19 protein-coding genes, 1 pseudogene and 1 riboswitch are annotated in these 21,391 nt (G+C 47.1%); of the genes and pseudogenes, 13 read left to right on the forward strand and 7 right to left on the reverse strand.

Features of this window, described 5'->3' with window-relative positions; all coding sequences use genetic code 11:
• Window positions 1-153 precede the first annotated feature (153 nt).
• From ACA108_14725 to ACA108_14750, 6 genes are all read left to right on the forward strand, one after another.
• Window positions 154-765: a hypothetical protein gene (locus tag ACA108_14725; GenBank protein XEX94627.1), complete on the forward strand. Its 612-nt coding sequence runs from the start codon at window positions 154-156 to the stop codon at window positions 763-765.
• 17 nt (window positions 766-782) lie between these two features.
• On the forward strand, window positions 783-1,712 hold the full coding sequence (locus ACA108_14730; protein ID XEX94628.1) for a PAAR domain-containing protein: 930 nt from the start codon (window positions 783-785) through the stop codon (window positions 1,710-1,712).
• The gene (locus tag ACA108_14735) at window positions 1,685-2,455 is read left to right on the forward strand and encodes an S-type pyocin domain-containing protein (GenBank protein XEX98123.1); all 771 of its coding nucleotides are present in this window, start codon (window positions 1,685-1,687) and stop codon (window positions 2,453-2,455) included. The genes ACA108_14730 and ACA108_14735 overlap by 28 nt, the downstream gene beginning before the upstream one ends.
• Window positions 2,455-2,922, forward strand: a complete 468-nt coding sequence (locus ACA108_14740; protein XEX94629.1) for a DUF6392 family protein — start codon at window positions 2,455-2,457, stop codon at window positions 2,920-2,922. The genes ACA108_14735 and ACA108_14740 overlap by 1 nt, the downstream gene beginning before the upstream one ends.
• 66 nt (window positions 2,923-2,988) lie before the next feature.
• Window positions 2,989-3,498 (forward strand): SLATT domain-containing protein, encoded by a 510-nt coding sequence (locus ACA108_14745; GenBank protein ID XEX94630.1) that lies wholly within the window; start codon window positions 2,989-2,991, stop codon window positions 3,496-3,498.
• Window positions 3,495-4,274, forward strand: a complete 780-nt coding sequence (locus ACA108_14750) for a nucleotidyltransferase (GenBank protein ID XEX94631.1) — start codon at window positions 3,495-3,497, stop codon at window positions 4,272-4,274. The genes ACA108_14745 and ACA108_14750 overlap by 4 nt, the downstream gene beginning before the upstream one ends.
• An 84-nt stretch (window positions 4,275-4,358) precedes the next feature.
• Here ACA108_14750 and ACA108_14755 read toward each other — a convergent pair whose 3' ends face one another.
• Both ACA108_14755 and ACA108_14760 read right to left on the reverse strand, forming a co-directional pair.
• Window positions 4,359-5,177 (reverse strand): chaperonin, encoded by an 819-nt coding sequence (locus ACA108_14755; GenBank protein ID XEX94632.1) that lies wholly within the window; start codon window positions 5,175-5,177, stop codon window positions 4,359-4,361.
• 387 nt (window positions 5,178-5,564) lie between these two features.
• The gene (locus tag ACA108_14760) at window positions 5,565-6,560 is read right to left on the reverse strand and encodes a hypothetical protein (protein XEX94633.1); all 996 of its coding nucleotides are present in this window, start codon (window positions 6,558-6,560) and stop codon (window positions 5,565-5,567) included.
• A gap of 253 nt (window positions 6,561-6,813) precedes the next feature.
• On the opposite strand from ACA108_14760, the gene ACA108_14765 reads away from it, so the two are divergent.
• Together ACA108_14765 and ACA108_14770 are read left to right on the forward strand one after the other, a co-directional pair.
• The gene (locus ACA108_14765; protein XEX94634.1) at window positions 6,814-7,389 is read left to right on the forward strand and encodes a recombinase family protein; all 576 of its coding nucleotides are present in this window, start codon (window positions 6,814-6,816) and stop codon (window positions 7,387-7,389) included.
• Between the two features lie 293 nt (window positions 7,390-7,682).
• Window positions 7,683-8,489 carry a hypothetical protein gene (locus tag ACA108_14770; protein ID XEX94635.1) on the forward strand — a complete coding sequence of 269 codons (807 nt, stop codon included), beginning with the start codon at window positions 7,683-7,685 and terminating at the stop codon, window positions 8,487-8,489.
• 382 nt (window positions 8,490-8,871) lie between these two features.
• Here the strand turns inward: ACA108_14770 and ACA108_14775 are convergent, their stop codons facing one another.
• Window positions 8,872-10,173 carry a tyrosine-type recombinase/integrase gene (locus ACA108_14775; protein XEX94636.1) on the reverse strand — a complete coding sequence of 434 codons (1,302 nt, stop codon included), beginning with the start codon at window positions 10,171-10,173 and terminating at the stop codon, window positions 8,872-8,874.
• A gap of 67 nt (window positions 10,174-10,240) precedes the next feature.
• A riboswitch (TPP riboswitch) is annotated at window positions 10,241-10,335 on the reverse strand.
• 304 nt (window positions 10,336-10,639) lie between these two features.
• Between ACA108_14775 and ACA108_14780 the strand changes: the two genes are divergently transcribed.
• Both ACA108_14780 and ACA108_14785 read left to right on the forward strand, forming a co-directional pair.
• Window positions 10,640-11,797, forward strand: coding sequence for a PAAR domain-containing protein (locus tag ACA108_14780; GenBank protein XEX94637.1), 1,158 nt, complete (start codon window positions 10,640-10,642; stop codon window positions 11,795-11,797).
• Window positions 11,781-12,053, forward strand: coding sequence for a hypothetical protein (locus ACA108_14785; GenBank protein ID XEX94638.1), 273 nt, complete (start codon window positions 11,781-11,783; stop codon window positions 12,051-12,053). The genes ACA108_14780 and ACA108_14785 overlap by 17 nt, the downstream gene beginning before the upstream one ends.
• Before the next feature lie 107 nt (window positions 12,054-12,160).
• On the opposite strand, the pseudogene ACA108_14790 reads toward ACA108_14785, so the two are convergent.
• Window positions 12,161-12,322, reverse strand: a pseudogene (locus ACA108_14790) (IS256 family transposase).
• Window positions 12,323-12,615: 293 nt separating this feature from the next.
• On the opposite strand from ACA108_14790, the gene ACA108_14795 reads away from it, so the two are divergent.
• From ACA108_14795 to ACA108_14805, 3 genes are all read left to right on the forward strand, one after another.
• A complete protein-coding gene (locus ACA108_14795) occupies window positions 12,616-13,398 on the forward strand; it encodes a hypothetical protein (protein ID XEX94639.1) in 783 nt (260 codons plus the stop codon).
• 216 nt (window positions 13,399-13,614) lie between these two features.
• Window positions 13,615-16,032, forward strand: coding sequence for a DUF3772 domain-containing protein (locus ACA108_14800; protein ID XEX94640.1), 2,418 nt, complete (start codon window positions 13,615-13,617; stop codon window positions 16,030-16,032).
• Between the two features lie 242 nt (window positions 16,033-16,274).
• Window positions 16,275-16,652, forward strand: coding sequence for a hypothetical protein (locus ACA108_14805; GenBank protein XEX94641.1), 378 nt, complete (start codon window positions 16,275-16,277; stop codon window positions 16,650-16,652).
• A gap of 128 nt (window positions 16,653-16,780) precedes the next feature.
• Here ACA108_14805 and ACA108_14810 read toward each other — a convergent pair whose 3' ends face one another.
• From ACA108_14810 to ACA108_14820, 3 genes are read right to left on the reverse strand one after another with little or no spacing between them, the layout of a single operon-like run.
• Window positions 16,781-18,022, reverse strand: coding sequence for a c-type cytochrome (locus tag ACA108_14810; protein XEX94642.1), 1,242 nt, complete (start codon window positions 18,020-18,022; stop codon window positions 16,781-16,783).
• The gene (locus ACA108_14815; GenBank protein ID XEX94643.1) at window positions 18,019-18,570 is read right to left on the reverse strand and encodes a (2Fe-2S)-binding protein; all 552 of its coding nucleotides are present in this window, start codon (window positions 18,568-18,570) and stop codon (window positions 18,019-18,021) included. The genes ACA108_14810 and ACA108_14815 overlap by 4 nt, the downstream gene beginning before the upstream one ends.
• Window positions 18,567-21,356, reverse strand: a complete 2,790-nt coding sequence (locus ACA108_14820; protein ID XEX94644.1) for a xanthine dehydrogenase family protein molybdopterin-binding subunit — start codon at window positions 21,354-21,356, stop codon at window positions 18,567-18,569. The genes ACA108_14815 and ACA108_14820 overlap by 4 nt, the downstream gene beginning before the upstream one ends.
• Window positions 21,357-21,391 lie beyond the last annotated feature (35 nt).

Raw genomic sequence — 21,391 nt, forward strand, 5'->3', positions numbered from 1 at the left:
CTATACACGCCATTACAAATAGTGGGACAATAACCATCACCCAAAAATAGTGTAAGTACAGGACGTTATGAATCAGGAACTCTATTTTTGCTCTCCTGGTGAGAACCAATATACTCAATGCTTCCCTTGTGGGGCGTAGCTCGCGTTTCTAAAATGGCTAACGGCACACCGTGGCTCGAACCGCAATGGGTCGGGGGACATGGTGAAGTACCGGATGGCCTCGCTCTCTATACCTCAAGGCTTGATGCGACTGTTAGCAGCCTTGTTCTTAATCAACGAGATGGGGACGCATGGGTTGTTTACCCGTTTAATGATTTCAACGTTACGCAGATGATGCTTGAAAGAAAGGCGGAGCAATCAAAGTACTGGGTGATGCTGATTTTTGGCTTTACAGGTGATGATTTCAGACGTTTGATCAAAACCACCGGGATATACCGTACAGTGTACTTTCCTGTTGGATTCCCTGTCAGTGATTCGATTGACCAGAACACGAACCCCGCGATTTTAAGTTTTGCGGAAGATTTCTTTGAATCGATAGACGAGTACTGGAAAGTACATTTTAACGATTACTGTCAGGACATTCAGCACCTGAATGAAATGTCGAAAGATGATATTGAAATAATGGCAAGAAAAGCAATATCACAGGCTAGTGTCACCGATAAGCCGCTATTGACCGCCAGTACTCATGTAAGTGTTATGACGTATTCGGGTAGTGAATGGGTTGTTTCGTCGCCCGATGGTGTTGCGTCCTCAAAAGTACACTGAATTAAAGGGATTTTGTTATGGGAAGACAAAGGCAGATTGCCAAATTAGGTAACAAAACAACGAAAGGTCATATTGTTAGTGCATCGTCAACTATTTCTGATGGCCGTGATCCCCTTGTGGTTAATGGTGATAAAGCATGGTGTGATGTATGTAAAAATTCCTTTGAAATCAATGCAACTTATTCAGGATATACCGATGGTGATTTTTTGGTCGGTGACGGCGATCAAGTCCTTTGTAATTGCAAAGATAACTATGTCATAGCAATATCTGGTTATACGGGACATTCTTCACCAGAAAGGAAAACATTTGCTACATCAGCAAATATAGCCCCTTCATCATCTTTATCAGAGAGTAAAGCTGCTGTATCAGCCGTTCCGGTGTTTGCTAAATCAGTACTTCGCGGTACTGGCAATACTGACGCAGGAACGGCAGATGAGCCACAAGCCAACATTGGCGAAATGAGTTTCTATCAGTCCAGACCATCGCAGCCAGCCTCTGAGCCAGAACAGCACGCACAGGCCGCGAAGAAGAAAACTTCACCACCGCCAGAACCACCGAAGAAAAAATCACTATTTGATAAAGTGACGGGTTTCTTCTTTGGTGAAGCTGAAGCAATGCCACTTCCCCCGCCTCCGGTTGTTATGGGAGGATCAGCTGAAGCCGGAATGGCAGCAACAGCGGGAGGGGCTACAGCAAAAGCGAATCAGGACGCAGCCAAAGCCCTGACGCATACCATGAAGCACCTTTCAGGCCCGGAAGCCTGGAGCGGCTCGCTTGCAATGAATTTGCCGTTTGTTGTTATGGGGGCGATTGTTCAATCAAAACTCAAGGGTGAAAAGAGCGATCTTCTAACCCTGAAAAGTTACTGGAAGTCGCACACAGTAAGGGAACCGTACCAACCCGAGTACGCTACAACTGGATCACTGACGATGAAACCGGGCGATTAAAAGCCGTTGGCTATCATACCAGTACTGAAAGTGGGCGTGATCAGGTTCGTGTCCGTATGCTGGATAAGCAAACAGATGGTAGCTATGAATTTTGGGGCGACGAGCGGAGCGATAAACCGCTGATCACGTGGACACCAGCGAGCACTCCGGGATCACAAGATAGCTGGGATACAGGCAATAACAGCTCACAGGCGGGTACTGTAACGATTCCGGGGCTTGAACATCCCGATATTCAGGGCGTGACTATTACCACTACGCCAGTACCGGAAGAGAAGGATTTTCGGGATTACATTCTGGTGTTTCCGGGAAATGTACACCCGCCGATCTACATCTATCTCAGTAAGCCCCCGGTAGAACTGCTGGAAGTAGAACTTTATAGTGATTTTAAAGGGCGTTCACGGCAGGGCAAGTATGAGGCTGACCATATGCCTTCAAGAGCCGCAGTTGAACAACTCTTAATGGATGAGTATCCTGGGCTTGATCAAAAACTGATTAGTAAAATGGAAGATCGGGTAGCTGCAATTGTTGTACCGAAAGAAGTTCATCAAAAAATTAGTCAAACTTATGGTGGACGTAATAAACCAGACCAAATTGCAAGGGATGCGAAGAATTTGAGAAGTGCCCTGGATCGGAATTTTGATGCAATAAAACCCGCTCTTAAAGAGTATGGGATTACTGAAGAACAACTTGAATCCGCCAGAGCCAAGATGCACAAGCTGAATACAGAGCAAGGATTATACTAATGACAGTAAATGTTGAAGCATTGATCCGTAATATAGGTAAGAGTTATAAAGATTTGGTTGATTCTGGATTGATAACCTATAAAAGCGATCCTAAAGGAGCGTCAGGTTCACCAACAATTAGCCTTGATATGGCGAAAGAGGGCGTGTTTTTAGCATTTAAACGTGATGGTCGTATACTTAAGGAAATTACATTAAGCATCCAACATGATACTTTAAACGATTGGATATTCCCCAATGAGTTGCCTACGCCGCTACAAAAGAATATGTCTCGCCATTGGGTGCATGAAAACTTTGGCGAACCAGAAAACAGTATTCCGCCGAGAGTGATTATGAAGCAGGAAATCGGCAGAATTGAGCGATTTACTGTTGAAGATTTCCATATTCCAATCACAATGCAAATCCGCTATAACATGGCAGATATGGTAGTTGCAGTTACTTTCTTGCCTACATCAGAACTTCGCTGGTAGTCACGATGCAGCAGTTTCCTTTAGGAGCTGTTGCCTCTTCTGAATAAATCGGTATATGGGTATGATATGAGTAATCAACTTATTGAAAAAATCAAAGAAGAATGTTTACGCATTGAGGAAGATGCTCTTTATTCTTCAAAATCTCATTATAATGCATCCTCACCTTGGGAAAAATGCAATTTATTCATTGGGATACCTATAGCTATTTTGTCTGCTATAGCAGGTTTGAGTGCTCTGAAAGATATGACTACCATTACAATAGTAATATCCTTCTTACTTACATGTTTAACTGCTATAAATACCGCGTTAAATCCAAGTAAACGAGCAGGGCATCATAAGTCAGCGGCAGGGGAATATAATAATCTTAAAAATGATGTACGTCTTTTTCGGGAGATTGAATTGATTGAAATTGCTTTTCCAGATAAGGATCTTAAAGAAAAAGTAAAGGTTTTTTCTGATCGTAGAAATCAGTTAAACATAAGCTCGCCTACCATACCAAGATGGGCTTATGAAAAAACTCAGTCAGATGTCAATAATGGTTATACTCAATATTCTATCGACAAGGGAAAGGAATGAGCGTTCAATCATATTTAGATTCCGTAGCGAAGAATGCCATTTTGAAAGATAGTAGTATCACAACATCCATCAATACGCTTAAAAATAGGCTTGGATATTATTTTGATAGTTCTGCTGTGATAAATCATTTCACATTTGGTTCTAACACTCGATATACAATGCTACCAAGAAAATACGATCAAAAATCTGATGTTGATTATATGGTTGTGTTTAATAATACAGGCCATCAACCACAAACATATCTAAATCGGTTGAAGTATTTCGTTGAGCGTTATTACTCTGCATCTGAACGGAAACAAAGCCACCCAACAATAAGGTTAAACCTCAACCATATTACATTTGAATTAGTTCCGGCTGTGTATAATGTGCTTTACGGATATCAAATTCCGGCACCAGCAAATAACTTTGAAACATGGATAAGTACTGACCCAAATGATTTCAATAGTAAACTAACAGACAAAAATAGAAATAACCATTTTTTAATAAAGCCATTAATACGAATACTAAAATATTGGAATGCAAATGCAGATTATGTTTTTGAGTCGTATGAGCTTGAGCAAAAAATAGTAGGTATGAATTTTCTGTTTTGTTCTAATATTAAAGACTATTTTTATCATGCTGTTGAGCAACTCCATTGTTCCTACTGGTCGCCTCAGTGGAAGCAAAATGCTGTAAGTAAATTAAAAAATACAGTATTATCAGTTAAGGCATATGAAAGTGGCCGATGGTACTATTCTGCCGAGTTGGAAATAAAAAAGATTCTTCCTGATATTTAATTTCAAAATTTGATATAAAGCACAAACATTTCACTTGTGCTTTATGCTTTTTTAGAACGAATACTACTTTTAGTACGGATTTTTCTATATAGGGAGCTTATTTTGAGGGTAACTTGCTGAAGTGAACGTGTCTGTCATCAACATCATTTGATTCCCTTTCAATGGTGTGAAGGGAAATGCTACATAGTCCAAATTTCCTTGAGTCATATTGAAATATAACTTTTTGTCATCAATTTTTAATTTTGATGCATGTGCAGGGTATGTCCCTTCATCTTTAAATGTAATTAAAAAAGCTATAGGAAAGAAATGCATACAACTACAGTGGCATAAATGACCATCGTTAAAAAACGAAGTTAGTTGAGCAGTTATCTGTGTCTTGTTAGGATAAAACCAATAATGGAAATCATGAGTATCTTCTATTTTATTATTTTTTCCTAAGACAAAATTTCTTAATGGTGTGTAGAATTCACTATCGATAATATTTTTTTTGCATACTTCAACAGATGTTGCTGCGAGAAGATGGCCCACCATTGCACGCAAGAAAGGTATTGCATTGAAAGATGTCGATATAATATTTCCGTAGAAATGAACACCAGCTAAATATTGCCTAATTAGATTTATATAGTTCTCGATGGGAACCTTGATTTCTTGATCCAAACTTCCAAGTATTTTGCCATTACAATTCTTGCATATAGTTTTGAATGTCGCTCCGGCATGGGCATTTATAGGTTTAATTTCGTCAGAGGAATAATGTTCAGATACTGTTTTTTGAAACATGGGTTGAATGGTTGTTGCACAACGAGGTGGTACATGATCCTTACTCAACTGACCATAAGAACCGCAAATTACGCAATGCCCCTCACTAATTCTTGCATGTCTCAAACGTTCGGAAATTTTACCCATAAGAAACCTCGGAATAGCAATCTTGACTGATTTTATTGCAAATAGGTAATCTATGCATTTCTATCTTAATCTTCTTTACAGCCTTCGCGTTTAAGAATGTGGCTAAGGTACTGCCCCTTTAGTTCACAAAAAATCAAATCCCAGGCATCCCATTTTTTGACTAAAAAGTTAAAGGAATCTTTTACTCAGATAAAAATACAGTCTGTTTTTTTCGCCTGGCTTAAAATTTCGTTCATCAGAAAAGTTTTCTTATCTCTAATAAAATGCCGTTTTTTTCAACATGATTGTCGGCATTTTACTAAACCACTTGCAACAAAAAGGTTATGGTTAGATCCTGTTGGTATAGTTGAACTATACAAATAACTTGTTATTTTTTACGGTGAGAATTTAATATGGTTTTATGATTGCTATTTTTTTATGTAACTCCCATTTCTCTTTAAGTTTATCTCTAACCGGAGATGTATATTCAACCCATTCTTTATGACGATAAGAACTTATAATTTTCATAATAGCATAATATGTATTGTATACAGGGTAGTACATGAAACTATTTCCAACTTTTAATTTTTCACTTAACTCTTCATAATAATTATGGTAGTTTAAAGTTTTTCCTGATTTTGATAGATTTGGTACAATGGAACATGAAACATCAATTATTCTTAGTACTTCTTTGATATAACTTTCTTCGTGAGAAAGGTTTATTTCACATCCTATTCTGACATCCTCATTTAAATTTTCCAAGCAAAGTATTTTTTGATACTTTTCGATTTCTGATTTATGGGGTTCTATTGAAAGCAACAGGTCTTCATTAACTGTTTCTATTAATTTTTTATGGTAGTACTCAGGGGTTCCACTAATGCTTTCTAACGTGGGGATTCCAAAAGATGCAATGTCTACAGCAGGGATTTTAAAGGATACAATGCTATCTTTCATGTCTGAAATTACCCGGGGGAGATAATCTGGTTTATGATTTCCATCAAAAGCATTGTTGATACTACTTTCTATTGCTGAGTATTCAATGTCACCATCCACTACACATAAGAAAACATGTTTTTGATGCGATGAATCAAGATTCATTAGTAAATTTAAGCCAAAATTAAGCCGAGGTAAATTTTTCCAAGAACCTGTTAGATGTATCTTTAAAGGGATCTTTTCTTCTGCCGCTATGCTTTCCATAATAGTTTTTGTTAACTCATCTTCACAAAAAACAGTCATGCATGGAATTACTGGATTTCTTGCTGTTCCTGTCAATCTGATCTTTACTTCAGTCTCATCATTATTTTTAGAAACGGATACTACTTTTGACCCAATTATTCCAACTCCGACATTTAGATGGAAAATATTTTCGTTTTCGTTTTCGTTTTCGTTTTCGTTTTTTTTCATCAGTACATTTACCTATTCGTATTGCATATCCCAGAATGCAGCCTTCTTTAAATCAGCCTATACTGAAAAATGTAGAGTATATTCTACAGATTTTATACTTCAAGGAGCTTAAAACCAATCTCTTTTGAGTACTCCCTAACGATACTCACTTTTCTCGTCTTGTTTAGTATCATTTAGATGTTGAACGGTCTTAAATGATACCGTATCATTAAGTCAATTCAAATGATACTTACCAACAAGTGAGGGCAGGGAAATGATTTTTGGGTATGCTCGTGTTTCCGATCGGAACCAGAATCTGGATCGCCAGTTGGCAGTACTAGAACCAGTTTGTGACAAAATTGTTACTGAGAAGGAATCAGGGAAGTCCACCAGCGAAAGACCTGAATTGTTGAACCTGCTTTCGCACCTCCGCGAAGGTGACACGCTCGTTACTCACTCGATTGATCATCTTGCACGTAATACCCGTGATTTACTGGAAATGATTGATAACCTCGTTGAACGTGGGATCACTGTTCAGTTCCTTGCTAACTCAATGAGCTTTGACAAGTCCCCGCAATCTCGCCTGATCCTAACTATGATGGGAGCAGTAGCGGAATTCGAGAGGAGTATGATTGCATTACGCCGCCAGGAGGGTATTGCCCTTGCTAAACAAGCCCGGAAGTACAAGGGCAAGCAAAAGAACAAACAGCTACATAGCAAGATTATCGATATGTTACAGGCTGGGAAGAACACACCGGACGAGATCGCAAAGTTGTGCGATTGTGGCAGGGCTACAGTATTTCGTGTGAAGAAAGAAATGCTTACCAGTACAGATAACATTCTGAACTGATATAGCGGAAGGGGGTGTAGAAAAGATGTTTGTTGTTAGGTGCTGTCCGAATCCTTTCGATATCTATCATAAAATTAAGCACAATTAGATCATATTTGAAGAAACTCGTAAGGGCTTCACATGGCGACAGAGCTTAGGGTGGGTACTGACGTTCATCATTCAATGGAACTACGTCATTGTGCCAGTACTGGCCTTGTATGGTGTAGTACTCCCCATCATTCCACTTGATGAGATATGGAAAGTATTGATAATCTTGATTGGTGAATCATAAAAAATCTTTCATGGGGCATTAGATGCGTTTTGGACAATTGATAAAGAGTGATTTATTATCTATCAGAGGTAAGATTTCTAAATTATCCATTGAATGTAGAAGTGTTAGACATAATAGTTATTATATCTTGCTTCTTGCATTGTTAATATTAGTTTTATACTATACTTCGGATAATAGTAGTTCTGTAACCGATTGGTTATCCGGGATCTCAGATGTAGTAATGTCAATATGTGCCATCACGGGTTTGATTTTTGCTAGGAATTGGTTTGGACAAGTTCTCAATGATGAGGCAACAAAGTTTTCTTTAAAGCTACTTGAGGAAACAATCCCTGAAATACACTTGGGCTTTTTTGCATTGTCCGGGGTTTCATTCTTCAGCTCTATCGAAAAAGAAGATGCTAAGAATGATTGGGACTCGTTAAGTCGGAATGTCGATGAGTTTAAGAAAGAAATTGAGTTATTGAAGGAAAAACGTAGTGCGGTTGAAAGAAACTATAATTCTTTAAGACGGAGGGGTGTTACTTTTAAAATTGATAAACTTATTGATTATAAAATGATGCTCTTCCATTTCAATGCTGTTTTACATAATGCTGATAGTATTTGCGACTGCGTGAGGACATTAAAAATCCGAGCTGTTGGTACATCATCAATGTTTGAGGCATTGACTTTTAATCAGTACTCATCAGAAGAATATGACAAAGATATGTTGCTTGAGATTCTTACTAATTCAATTAATAGCTCATTTACTAACATTATGAGTTATAGAAATCAATATCAGAGATTTTTCTCTGGCGATCCTCACATTAAGTTTTATTTTAGACGGACATAATGTATCAATTAGTTTCTTCATTTCTAAATACCTGCATATTAACGTATGCGGATATTTTTTATGGCAATAATCACAAAAAAGCAATTAGGATTACACAGACTGGTGATGAATCTAGTCTACTCAGATAAACAACTTACTCAAAATGATAAAGAATTAATCTTCAATAACTACAAAGGCGATGGGATCGGTGCTACTGGTGCCTTCTTCACTCCAGAAATTCTAAGTTACTGGAGTGAACATATCAAAAACAGGCAGTTACGCAATTTTAAATACAGTCTCAAAATTATTTTTCTCCTTATATTCCACATGATAATTGTTCATGTGGAATATAAATTAGCATCAAATCAATTTATTATGTTAAAAATTTCAGAAGTTATCAAATTTAATTCCAACAAATTCCATCGATCACATAGCTAACCGATGTTAGCGGAAACGTATGCAAGTAGCGTTTAGTTATCCCACCGCTCTTCTCATGCCCTACCGTTTGTTGAAGATGCAAAATGTTCTTAACCCATCCAGCCATTGCAGCAGAGCAAACAGAGTGACGAATACTATGCAGAAGCCTCCGCTGTCCAAAGTCGTCTAAGTAAGGAATGCCAAGCTGATCACGAATATCCGCAAATTCTTTGCCAATTTTTGTCATATTTGTACCAGCCACCTCTGAAAAAATCCGCTCTTTCCATTGGCGATCTATATAATCCATAAACCCCCATTCGATGAGCTTAGGGTGGATTACCACCTGCCGGGTGGCGTTTTCTGTTTTCCCCTGCCCTCCTTCTGCAATCAGGAAATAATACCGCTGGCTATCCTCATCATATTTGATTTGTGATTTTTCCAGTTTGGCAATTTCTCCCCTTCTGGCTACTGTGTATGCCAACAGCAATGTTATCCACTTCTGCCAGCAATCTGGCTGCTTAAGTGCCCACTTTACAAACTTATTCATCTCTGCCGAACTGTATGCTCCAAACCTTGCTTTAGATGGTGCTGCCACTACCCCATCAGTTGGGGATTTCATCAGAATATCTTTGTTTTCTGTAAGAAAGGTCTTGAAAAGCGATTTGTAGATTTTAAGATGTTTATGGATAGCTTCGGCTCCTACTAACTCTTCCGGTGGCACGTCATCACAATCTATCAATTGCTGAATAGACATTGAGCGGTAAGGCTGAACAACACGCTTAGGAAGATTTTCAACGACTTCCATCACCTGTTTAATGTCCTGCTTTGTGATCGCCGTGACATCCGTTTTCCCTCCCAAGACAGTTATCAAAACTTCCATGTAACGCTCATTTGCCATTGAGATCGATTTTGTCCAGTTACGCCCCTTTTCATCTTTGTACATACCCCACGCATCAGAAAGTGTTAGCACTTTTACCGTTTCGGCTGGCGGTTGAGATTCCACTATTTCAGCAGGGACAATGATTTGCTGTTGGGGTAAAAGTGGGTTTATCACAGCCTTGCGTTCAGACGTGATCAGGTTTGACACAAACTTATCAAACATTGGGATTGAGGTAGCTAAAGATTTAACAAAAGGGACGTGTGGAGCGATACTAATCATCAAAATGCAGGCTTCCCGATAGCTATCAGTGAGAAGTGATTTTTTGTACATCCTGCCATTTGAAAGCCGGATCTGTAGATAGTAGTTACCGTTTCGTTGAAACGTGTATGGTAGGGTTTTGTACCTCATGATTACGCTCTTTTGTACCTTAGGTGCATTACACACGGACAAAAAGAAATGTAACTTCATGATAGTTAGGACTAATCTTGGATAACTACGCTGGCATTATCCAGATCAGGTGGTACGGGTATTTCTCAGCCTTCACAAAGAAGGGCACCCCGAGTCATTTGGTACAAATTAGCTTACTTTTTGCCAGCTTAGGGGAAGTTTGTTACTGGCGCAAGCCCGCCCTTCCGGTTATCGCGTCTTCATGGGGATGTCCTCATGTGGCTTATGAAGACTTTACTTACATCGGGGCGTACTAATCAACGGGGAGCAGGTCAAGGGGGTGCAAGCGCCCCTCGTTCTTTAACGCTACTTAACTAACATTCACCCATAATTACACTTTGATTTTGTTACATTTGCTCATTTACTCGCCAGCGCCAAAAGCCTACACTTTCCGCATGGACTTTTAAGCAAAATAAGGATAATAAGGATGTCTAAAGGTTTTTGGGTAGTCCAGGGCGATAAAACTACTTGCGGAGGGTCTGTACTGACCGGACACCCGAAAGGGAAGTTGATTGGCCCGAATAAAAACAGACAAGCAACAGTAGGCTGCCAGGTATCCTGTGGCAAACATCCTGGCACCTACAGCGTGGATGGTGGATATCTTGGTGAAGAGATTCATGGGAAGTTTGCCGCCATCACGCTCTACAGCCGCTCTACCTGTCCGTGTAAGGCTTTTTTCATCCCCACTCATACTTTTATGTCTCACGGCCCTTATCAAGCACCTGTTAGAGCAGCATCCACACCCGTAGCAACGAAAGCAGTATCTGAACCAATACAAGAGCCAGAACAACACGCCCAAGCAGCGAAGAAGCAAAAAAACTTTGCTGACACCTGCAAGCCAGAAGATAACCAGCTCTCGAACGGCGTTTACATCTGGACTGAAACCACCGACGCAGGACACGCTTTCGTTTCCGTACATCAGGAAAATTCGATTTATCTCTATACCTATGGTCGTTACGGCAGGACAGGCCCAGGAAATTTAACTGGTGATGGGATTTTAAACTTTCTGCAAGGTGAAGATGCGAGAGTTTACTATAGAGCCGAACTATACCGGATGGGCGCAAGAGTATTCCGTATAGATGATGCTGATCTGATGAAAACGAGACAATTCTTTGAAGACCTTTGGAACAAGAGTGAACCAGCGATTCAAACATCGGAGATGAAAGAAACAACCAAGCGAAGAGGCCACACAATCGATGAGTACGACGTAACAGGGAATAACTGTACCACTCACTCTGTTGAAGGGATCAAGTTTGCTGGTTCAAGGGTATTCGAACACAACTACAAATCGACCACGACGCAGATTCCTATCGAATCCGAAGCAGATTTCACAATCCCCGTCTCATTGCAGCGTTATCTTGAATCAAAAAGTTCTGACTTCTCATCAATGACAGTTATTGAAATGACGGGTAAGTTTAAAAAAGTGTATCCCAATAAGGACAACTTGCCGCGCTACCAAGAGTCGCCAAGAGGTAATATTCAGCACATTGCAGCGGGAGCCGCCGCTACTGGTGATTCATTATCACAGTATTCCAGCGGTACTTTTGGCGGTGTATTAGAGGGATCCTATGACATTGACGAGTAGAACCAAAACTATTCTCCGATGGGGAGGAATTGGCATTGTCACCCTGGGCTATTTCTTCGGGTTATTTGTTGCCTCACAAGCATTCGCGGTTTTCTCTGAAAATCAGCCCCTCGTTTCAAACCCTGTTCCACTAAAAGAGTACTACCAAGCTGTTGATTCACTTGCTCAAGCTACGAATAGTGTTTTTGATGCGGCGATTTACGGTTTTGTGATCTGTGTACCTCTCATTCTTCTTATCTTTAAAAAGGTGAGATGATTTGGAGGACTACTTAGAATGACGAATAGACCAAAGGCTATCCTCAGATGGGGTGGAATTGCTTTAGTATTCAACCATGTAAATAATTCTGTGTACTAGCCACCGTATTAAAGGTGATCGCTCAGGCGGTCACCGAACTCGATAATAAAACGCCCCATCGCCAGCCGCCTGTTTCGGCCATTTCTATGAAGCATCCTTGAACACCGGATAAATAACTTTTGCACCGAGTCGTCAGTCGGTAACACTTTGTGCTTTTTGATGGCTACACGAAAATGCTGTTCAGCAATGCGCTGCATAGGGCTCAGTGACGGCGAACCCGGCCCTGAACAGCTTGAAACCAGATCCTGACTTAGTACCATGTTCACTTTAGCTGGGTAAGATCCACCCCACGCTACACAATCCTGTAAAGTGATATTGATAACGCACGGAGAGAAAAACTTTAGAGCCCTTTCACATTCCCCCCCAAACCATCACCAAAATTTAAGTTAAAACAACCGCAAGATCACCGTTTTCTGAAAGTTTAGCTAATATTCAAGTATTTCCCATGGACTACTGGAATAGTATGAAAAAAGCAATTTGCTTTAGCGCCCTGGCGATCTTCGCGAGCAACGCTTGGTCAGCCGGAGGCAGCCCAGATGCTGCGCAGGCCAATAACCCGCTGGCTAACATGACCGCATTTAACATGCAGAACTACTACATCGGTGACGTCAGCGGTACTGATAAGGACGCCAATCAGTTCTGGTTTCGCTATGCCTCCCCTTTCTCATTAGGAGACAGCGACTGGCTGTTACGTGCCTCTTTGCCCGTCAATACCTATCCTTCCCCTCCAACCGGTGGGCATACGACTGGGGTTGGCGATCTTAACCTGTTTGCCTCCTGGCTTATTGATACCGGCAATCCCGCTGTGAGTTTCGGCTTTGGCCCACAGATTACGGCACCTACGGCTTCTGAGGACGCTGTTGGTTCAGGAAAATGGTCCGCAGGTCTGGTTAACGTCCTTTTCAACGCCAGCAATCCAAAATTTCAGTACGGCTATCTCGCCTCCTGGCAGCATAGCTTTGCCGGGGAGGACGATCGCAGCAACGTCAATCTGGCCACCTTCCAGCCGTTTCTTTTTTATCAGTTAGGCGGCGGCACTTATTTACGCTCAGCCCCAATCTGGCTGTATAACCTGCATAACGATGATTACAGCGTTCCGCTGGGGCTCGGTATTGGTCAGGTCATCAAGAGCCAGAAAACGGTGTATAACTTCTTCATCGAACCGCAGGGATCCATCGCCGACAGGGGTGATGGACAGCCGCGCTGGCAGATTTTCGCCGGGCTTAATCTGCAGTTCTTAAATTAAGCGTCAGGTTTAATAAAGGGGCTGTTCCTGCTGTCTGGACCTCCCCTTTAACCTCCCCTCTGCGCCTGGCGTCTATCCGGGCGCGTTGAAAACTGCGCAAATCGCCCGCGACCGCAGCATTGTCAGACAAACAGAACTATTCATCTTGTAAATAAAAGGTATCCTTAAGCGGTTGCCAATGGCCGTTTCATTTACGATTTTTTTCCGGGTACTTTCATGCCAAAAATATTCAGGTTGCCGCTCTTACTGGCTCTTCTCTCCTGCTTGCTGTTAACGCCTTTTTTATCGAATGCAGACGAGAGCACCGGCCAGGCCACGACCGAGCAGCCCGTTAAGGTCAACGCCAGCACCGAGCTGCCGGCCTTACAAAAACGGCTGGATGCGCTCAAACAGCGCGCTTCTAACGCGAAGATTGATAAGCAATTTTCCAGCCTGAATGATGACGCGCAGAAGCTCGTCGCCGATGCCGATAAGCTGGGCGCGGCGCTGGCTCCCCAGCTGGCGCAGATTAAAGCGCAGCTGGACGTTCTGGGTCCCGCACCCGCGCCGGATACGCTGAAAGAAACGCCGCAGGTAATCAGCCAGCGTAAACAGCTTAATAACAGCAAAACGCTGCTCACCACCCAGATAGAACAGACGAAGGCGATTGGCGTGGGGGCACAGAATCTTTCTGCGCAAATCTCCGGCCTACGCCGCGACGCGCTAAAAACGCAGATAGCCCTGAATACCGGCAGTATTCTGGGCGCGAAGTTCTGGTCCCCGCTTATCGATCCAGCCGATAAAGACGCCGATCGTTTTGCTAATTTTGGCGCGCAGGTCAGCAGCGCCTGGGAGCAGGCATGGAGTGAAGCGTGGCGCCTCGGCTCCGGTCTCTTCCTGCTGCTGGCGCTGGGCATCGGTGTTTTTGGCCGCCGGGTGCTGGATATGCCCATCAACTGGGTATTGCCGCGCTGGCTGCCGCAGGGAAGATTGCGCCGCAGCTTCCTCGCCTGCTTTACTACGCTGAGCACGACGTTCACGCTTGGTATCAGCATGCAGCTGCTGTGTTATATCTTCACCCGCCTGCCGGATACCTCGCAGATGGTGATGGAATTTACCGACCAGCTTATTCAGCTGACTTATGTTTCAGCGGTGATCGCCGGGGTGGGTATTGCCCTGCTGTCTAACCGTCATCCCTCCTGGCGTCTGCCGGGCATGGCGGATCAGCTGGCAAAATCGCTGGCGTCCTTCCCGGTTCTGCTGGCGGGTTCAATCTTTATCTTCGGGTCGATTGAGGAGCTGAACGCGCTGGTCAGCGCAAGCATCGCCGCCACGCTTTTCGGCAACGGCCTCTCCGCCCTGCTTGTCGCGCTGATTTGCATTATCGCGCCAATCCGCGTCAACCGTATACGCCGCAAGATGCGTGCCGACGGCGAGCAAACCGAAGTCCGCTCCACGCTGGCAGGCCTTATCCACCTGATCATCAGCCTGACCGCGTTTGTGATTCTGCTGGCGCTGCTGATTGGCTACATCCCGCTGGCGCGGTTCATTACCTTTGAACTGCTGTGGGTCGGTATCGTCCTCAGCGTGCTCTATTTGCTTATTCACTTCGTGGTCGATTTGTCGGAAAGCCTGTTTTCCCCCTCCACCCATAGCGGCACGATATTAAAAAGTACGCTCAGCGTGAACGATCGCCATCTGTCTCTGGCCTCCACGCTCTGTTCCGCCCTGGGCAAAGCAACCCTGCTGCTGCTCGCCGCCTTCGCCCTGCTCAACGGTACGCTCGGCGCCACCACGCCGCTGGAGCTGCTCAGCAAAATTGCCGATATGTGGGGCGGTAAAGGCCTCGAGGGGATGAATATCATTCCGGCACACGCGGTCAATGCCGTGCTGTTCCTGGTGATCGGCTGGTACATTCTGCGCTCCACGCGCCGCTGGCTGGATAAAGACTTCCTGCCGAAAACTACCATGGACCGCGGCATGCGGGCCTCGCTGGTGACGCTGTTTACCAACGTTGGCTACGTGCTGATCATCATGCTGACGCTGTCGATGCTCGGCATTGAGTGGAACAAGCTGGCGTGGATCGTCAGCGCCCTGTCGGTGGGGATCGGTTTTGGCCTGCAGGAGATCGTGAAGAACTTTATTTCCGGCCTGATCCTGCTGACCGAACGTCCGGTTAAGGTCGGCGACCTGGTCAGCATCAGCGGCGTGGAGGGTGATATTCGCCGTATTAACGTGCGAGCCACTGAAATACAGCTCAGCGATAAGTCGACGGTCATCGTTCCGAATTCTCAGCTTATCTCGCAGAACGTGCGTAACGCCACCATGGGTAATGCCCAGGGCGTCGCCACCATTACGCTGACTTTCCCACTGGATATCGACCCGGAGCAGGTGCGTAATTTACTCCTCGAAGCCTATGGCCTGCACGAATCCATTCTGGAAAACCCGGCGCCTTCCGTTAGTTTTAAAGAGCTGGGGCCAAACGGGATCGTGCTGAGCGTGACCGGCTACGTGAACAGTCCTCGTATGGTCGGCGGCGCGCGCAGCGACCTGCTATATGAAATTCTCAAGATGCTGCGGGCGGCGGATATCAACCTCAGCCAGACGCAAACGATGATCCTGGAGCAGCCCGCTAAAGTGGTCACCGCCGAGTAATCCCCTACGCCGCTGGCGCGCCAAAAGCCAGCGGCGCCTTCGAACGCAAGCCGCAGAAAATCGCTCGAAACCCCGCTGCGGACAGCTATAGTTATTAAGAATATTTACCGCAAAACACATTCGCCAATTTGATTTATATCAACGTGGCTCGCCCCGGGCAGCCGCATTATCTCGCCGGACAAATATTCCATTTCATATATTCACATAGCGTGAGTAATGTGAAAGTTAAAATAAGAGAGTGAATGATGAGCAAACTGAAAACGATGGCGCTGGTTCTGGGATTTGTGGCTTTTTCAGCCAGCGCGGCGCTGCCGCTGTTCAACGGAAAAGGCGCGCCGGGTGATGTGCATATCGACCAGAATGGCCCGGTCTATCTGAACGGCAAAGAGCTGAAGCTGAAGAAAGTGAACGACAACTTCTATGAAGCTCGCGGTCAGGGCGTGGTGCTGTCTATCGCGGTAATGCCGGATGGGAACGCGTCTGTAAGCTGGACGGGTAAAAACCGTGCCCACGGTGAAATCCTGCCCGCAGATCAACAGGCGGTGAAAGGCCCATCTGGACGCGATCTGGACTGTTCTCGTGCGGATTTAACTAATGCTGAAATGAAGGCCTGCCAGTAAAAAAATAAGGTGGATGACGCTTCGCTTATCCACCCTACGTTTGCTTCATTGTCGGGACAATAAGCAAAGCGTCAACCACCAGTTTCAGTCGTAGGGCGGATAAGCTTAGCGTCATCCGCCGGTTTCAGTTACTTCTCAGGGCGTAAAGCCTTCACCTGCTCAGCAGTGACATCCCCCGGTAAGCCACCCCAGGTCACCCGCAGATAGTTCACCAGCTGGGCAATCTGCTCGTCGTTCAGACGATCGCCAAAGCCCGGCATGCTCTGCATGCTTTCGCCATTCGGGAAGTTCTGCGCAGGCAGACCATCCATTACTGACACAATCAGGTTTTTCGCATCCGGCTGGCGCAGTGTGGCATTGTTCAGCATCGGCACCGCGACGTGCGGTTTACCCTCTCCTTCACGGGCGTGACACCCCGCGCACTGATCCAGATACGTCATGCGACCTGCATCATTACCCTCACCGGTCATCGCCGCAGCCGCTGCCGGTGGCTTCTCGCCCATCAGGTAGGTCGCCATCGCCTGCCGATCTTCTTTCGTCAGATGCTGCGTGCTGAGATCGACCACCATATGCATTTCGCTGAACGCGCTGCCCTGTGGCGCAATGCCCGTCGCCAGGAACTGCTTCACGTCGCCCTGCGTCCAGCCCCGCTGCGCCATCGCTTTCGGCGTGATATCCGGCGCCATAAAGCGGCCCAGCGGCCCGCCCTGCATCGCTTTGTCCAGCTTCATCTGGCCCAGCAGTCCCCGCTCGGTATGGCATTCACCGCAGTGGCCCAGCACGTCCGCCAGATAGCGGCCACGGTGCCAGTCGGCGGAGTTGCCTTCTGAAATCGCCGGCAGCGGATCTTTACTGTGGAACAGAATATTCCAGCCAATCAGCGCGACGCGCTGGTTGAACGGGAAGGTCATATCGTTATCCGGAATGGCTACGTCCACCGCTGGGCGCGTCATCAGATACGCGTACATATCATCTGAATCCTGCCGCGAAATGCCCTTATAGGAGGTGTAAGGCATCGCCGGGAACAGATGGCGTCCGCCCGGTGCAACGCCGTCGGTCAGCGCTTTGTAGAAGTCGTCTTTCGTCCAGCGGCCAATGCCGTAGTCTGCGGACGGCGTGATGTTGCTGCCGAAAATCGTGCCGTAAGGGGACGCTAACGGATAGCCTCCTGCCAACGGCGCACCGCCTGATGCCGTGTGGCAGGCCGCGCAGTCCGCTGCTTTAGCCAGATACTTGCCGCGTTCAATTTGCTCTTTGCTGGCGGTGACCTTCTGCACCGGACCGTCCCAGGTGCGGTATTCCCGCCAGTAGAGCACCGCGACGATAATAATAATTATCGCCAGCACGATTAGCGCGAGACGCTTTTTCATTTCACCGTCTCCTTCAGCAGCCCCGGCGTTTTCAGCACCACGTCACGCACCGCTTCGTAGTAGCGTACATAGCCTGTACAGCGACAGATATGATTTTCCAGCGCTTTGGAGATAGCCCCTTCCAGATCTGCGCGGGCGATCGGTTGGCGCTTGAGCTGTTCAACAAAGATAGTCGCAGCATTCACAAAGCCTGGCGTGCAGTAGCCGCACTGGAAGCTGTAGTGATCAAGGAATGCCTGCTGGATGGCAGACAAAACCACTTCACCCTGTTCATCAACTTTCGCGATACCTTCAACGGTTCGTACTTTTTTACCGTTAAAGAAATGCGCGCCGGTGATACAGGTACGCACTTCTTCGCTGGTGCCGCTTGGGCTATCGACAATCGCCACGCAGGCGTGGCAGATGCCCTGCCCGCAGCCCAGACGGGAGCCCGTCATGTGAACATATTCGTGCAGGAAGTCGATCATCATCAGCCCTTCCGGCACGTCCACCGGGCCGTACTGCTTGTTGTTCAGGGTCAGGGTTAGCGGCCTGGTTTTGATGCTCATGGTAATACCTCACGAATATTTTCAGCACGGACGGGCAAATCACGGAAACGGTGGCCGGTGGCGTCGGCGATGGCGTTAACCAGCGCGGCGACAACCGGGATCATGACGACCTCAGCCATGCCTTTCGGCGGATCGGTTTCCGAAAGTGCAGGCATGATGTCGCCGGTCTGCTGCCAGACCGCAACGTCGCCTGCGCGCGGCAGGTGATAACGGTTGAAGTTCCACGTTCCGTCACCCGGCCCGTCTTCGTATAGCGGGAGATATTCGTGTAAAGCGTGGCCGATCCCCATGGCCAGGCCGCCCTGCAGCTGCCCGGAGACCAGCTCCGGCACAATCAGGTTGCCGCACTCCATAATCGAGTGGTGGTTAAGCACGTCGACTTTGCCGTCGGCACGGCCCACGGCAACCTCCACCAGCGTGCCGACCGCACTGTAATAAGTTACCGACGCGTTGTTACGCTGCGTTGGCGGATAGTAAACGTGTTCACGATTGATCGCGGCAAACTCGCCTTTACCAGTACGCACGGAAAGTGCGTCGACCGGCAGGCGGCGGCTCTGGTTAGCGATGGTGAAATCTGCTTCCGCCCACTGCCAGCGGTTGAAGACGTGAACAACCGCACCGGTTAGCAGGCCCAGCTCGTAGGCCTTCTTCGCCAGGCGCTCAAAGCTGAGGATTTCCATCCCCGCGCAGGTCAGGCCGCCTTCCACCCAACGAGCGTCTTCAATACGCACGACCAGCGGTGCCGCCTGGCCGCCGCCGATGCCCGTGGTCCAGATGGCCATCGCCGCAGGCCAAAGCCCATGTTCAAACACCAGCCGCGCCGCTTCACGCGTACTGTGAGAGAAATAGAAAGCAGAGTTGCTCGCGCTTGACGGTGAACAGTAAGACGGTGACCAGGCCGGATTCGCGGCGAGCTTGTCCTGCTCTTCCTGGGACATGATGTACGGATCGCCGCTGGTGACGACCGGCAGCATGGACCAGTCGGTCACGGAGAAATGAGAGCGATCGGCAGGTTTACCCAGCCACTGCGCGCAAAGCACGGACTGGGAGGTGGACATGCCTGTGCCCATTTCCGCGCCGCTGTGGTACAGGGTGATGCGCCCCTCTTCGCTGAACTCTACGCGGGCAAAGGAGGTTTCCGCGCCGGTACCGAAGTCTTTCTGTACGCAGCCGAAGCCCACGCCGTAAAGCTTGCCAGGGTTTTTGCTTTCGAATTCCGCTTTACGCTTTGCGCGATCGATCCAGATTTCATGTTTAGCCGCTTTCGCCAGCACTTCATCAACGCGAATCGCACCCGCAGGGATTGCCCCCTGGGTATTTTTCATTCCGGACTTCAGCGCGTTACGCATGCGGAACTCGATCGGATCGAGCTTCAGTTCGGCGGCAATTTCGTCCACCATCATCTCGGTGGCGGCCATACTTTGCAGCGTGCCGTAGCCTCGTGCCGAACCGGCGTCAATCGCGCGTGAAGCGATGCCAACCGCAGAGAGATCGCTTTTCGGGAAGTAATAAATGGACTGTGCGGCGGTCGCCCCCACCATCGCTACGGATGGCGTAAAGTTGCTGCGCCCGCCGCCGTTGGCGATCATCGAGCCGTAGAAGGACTGCATCATGCCGGTGCTTTTATTCACCCCGATGGTGTAATCCATATCAAACGCATGACGCTTGATGGAGGTCTGGAACTGCTCGTAGCGGTCGTTCGCCAGGCGCACGGGATTGCCGTCGCCGTACATCGCCGCGACTGCGCCGTAATAAGGGAAGTTGTAGTGATCTTTCGAGCCATAGCCCACGGTATAGCAAGGGTGCAGGATCAGCTGTTTCACCGGCGGGATACGTTTTGCCAGCATACGCGGCAGCTCGTCCGCTACTTCCTGCGGTGACTGGGTTGGCACCACCAGGTGCAGCGTCTGCGTGGCTTCGTCGAACCAGCCGTTGGCATTATCCGGCTCCAGCGCTGCGGTATCAATGGACTGCGTGGTGTAGCGACGGGAGAGCACCAGCCAGTCGTCCGGCGGGCTCTTAAGCTCATCGGCGATCGTCGCGGCGAAGTGCATGCCCTCTTCGTCCAGCTTGCCGCCCTCACGCCCTTCAGGCCAAACCGGCAGGTGTTTTTTCATCGCCACCGGGAAGATCGGCATATCTTTCAGGCTGGAGAACTGGTCGTCATCCTGGGAGGTTGCGCCGCCCACGCGCACAAAGCGGAAGGTGCCCCACGGGTCACGCTCCAAAGGGCCTGTTTCTGCACCGTATTTCACAACGCCTTCTTTGAATTTGATCTTGTCTTTGGCAAAGCGGAAGCGGGCAAAATCATGGTAAATGAGGATCGCTACGGCCTGGCCCAGATAGGCTGGCGTTTTGCCCGACGGCAGCAGCATGTCATCGCCATAAAACGCCGGGAAAGCAAGGCCATCGCGCGCCAGATCTTCCGCGGTGACAACGCGGTCCGGCTGCAGATCGTCGCCCAGCGAAGAGAGGTCGATGCCCGCGAACAGGCGATCGGCTTTGCTGGTGCGGATAATAAAGGCGTGGGCCTGTTTCTGCGGCCAGTGCGGCATGTCTACGGCGCGAATATCACGGGCAAAGACCTTATGCCCCATGACTTTAGAACGGCCATCGATTCTGAAACGGATGCGTTTTTTTTCAGGGTCCCAGTTGGGTGCGAGAAGAATTTTCTCTTCGAATAAAGCGGCGTATGCGCGGCTGTAGAGCGGGGCCAGATAGACTGAAACGCCCGCGACCACCGCGCCGGTAATAAACCGGCGCCGTGATGGATTAAACTTGCTCATAAAGCTTCCCTTTAAAACTATTATTGTCTTTTTAT

It is taken from the genome of Dryocola sp. LX212 (assembly GCA_041504365.1).
In the GTDB taxonomy this organism is placed as follows: domain Bacteria; phylum Pseudomonadota; class Gammaproteobacteria; order Enterobacterales; family Enterobacteriaceae; genus Dryocola.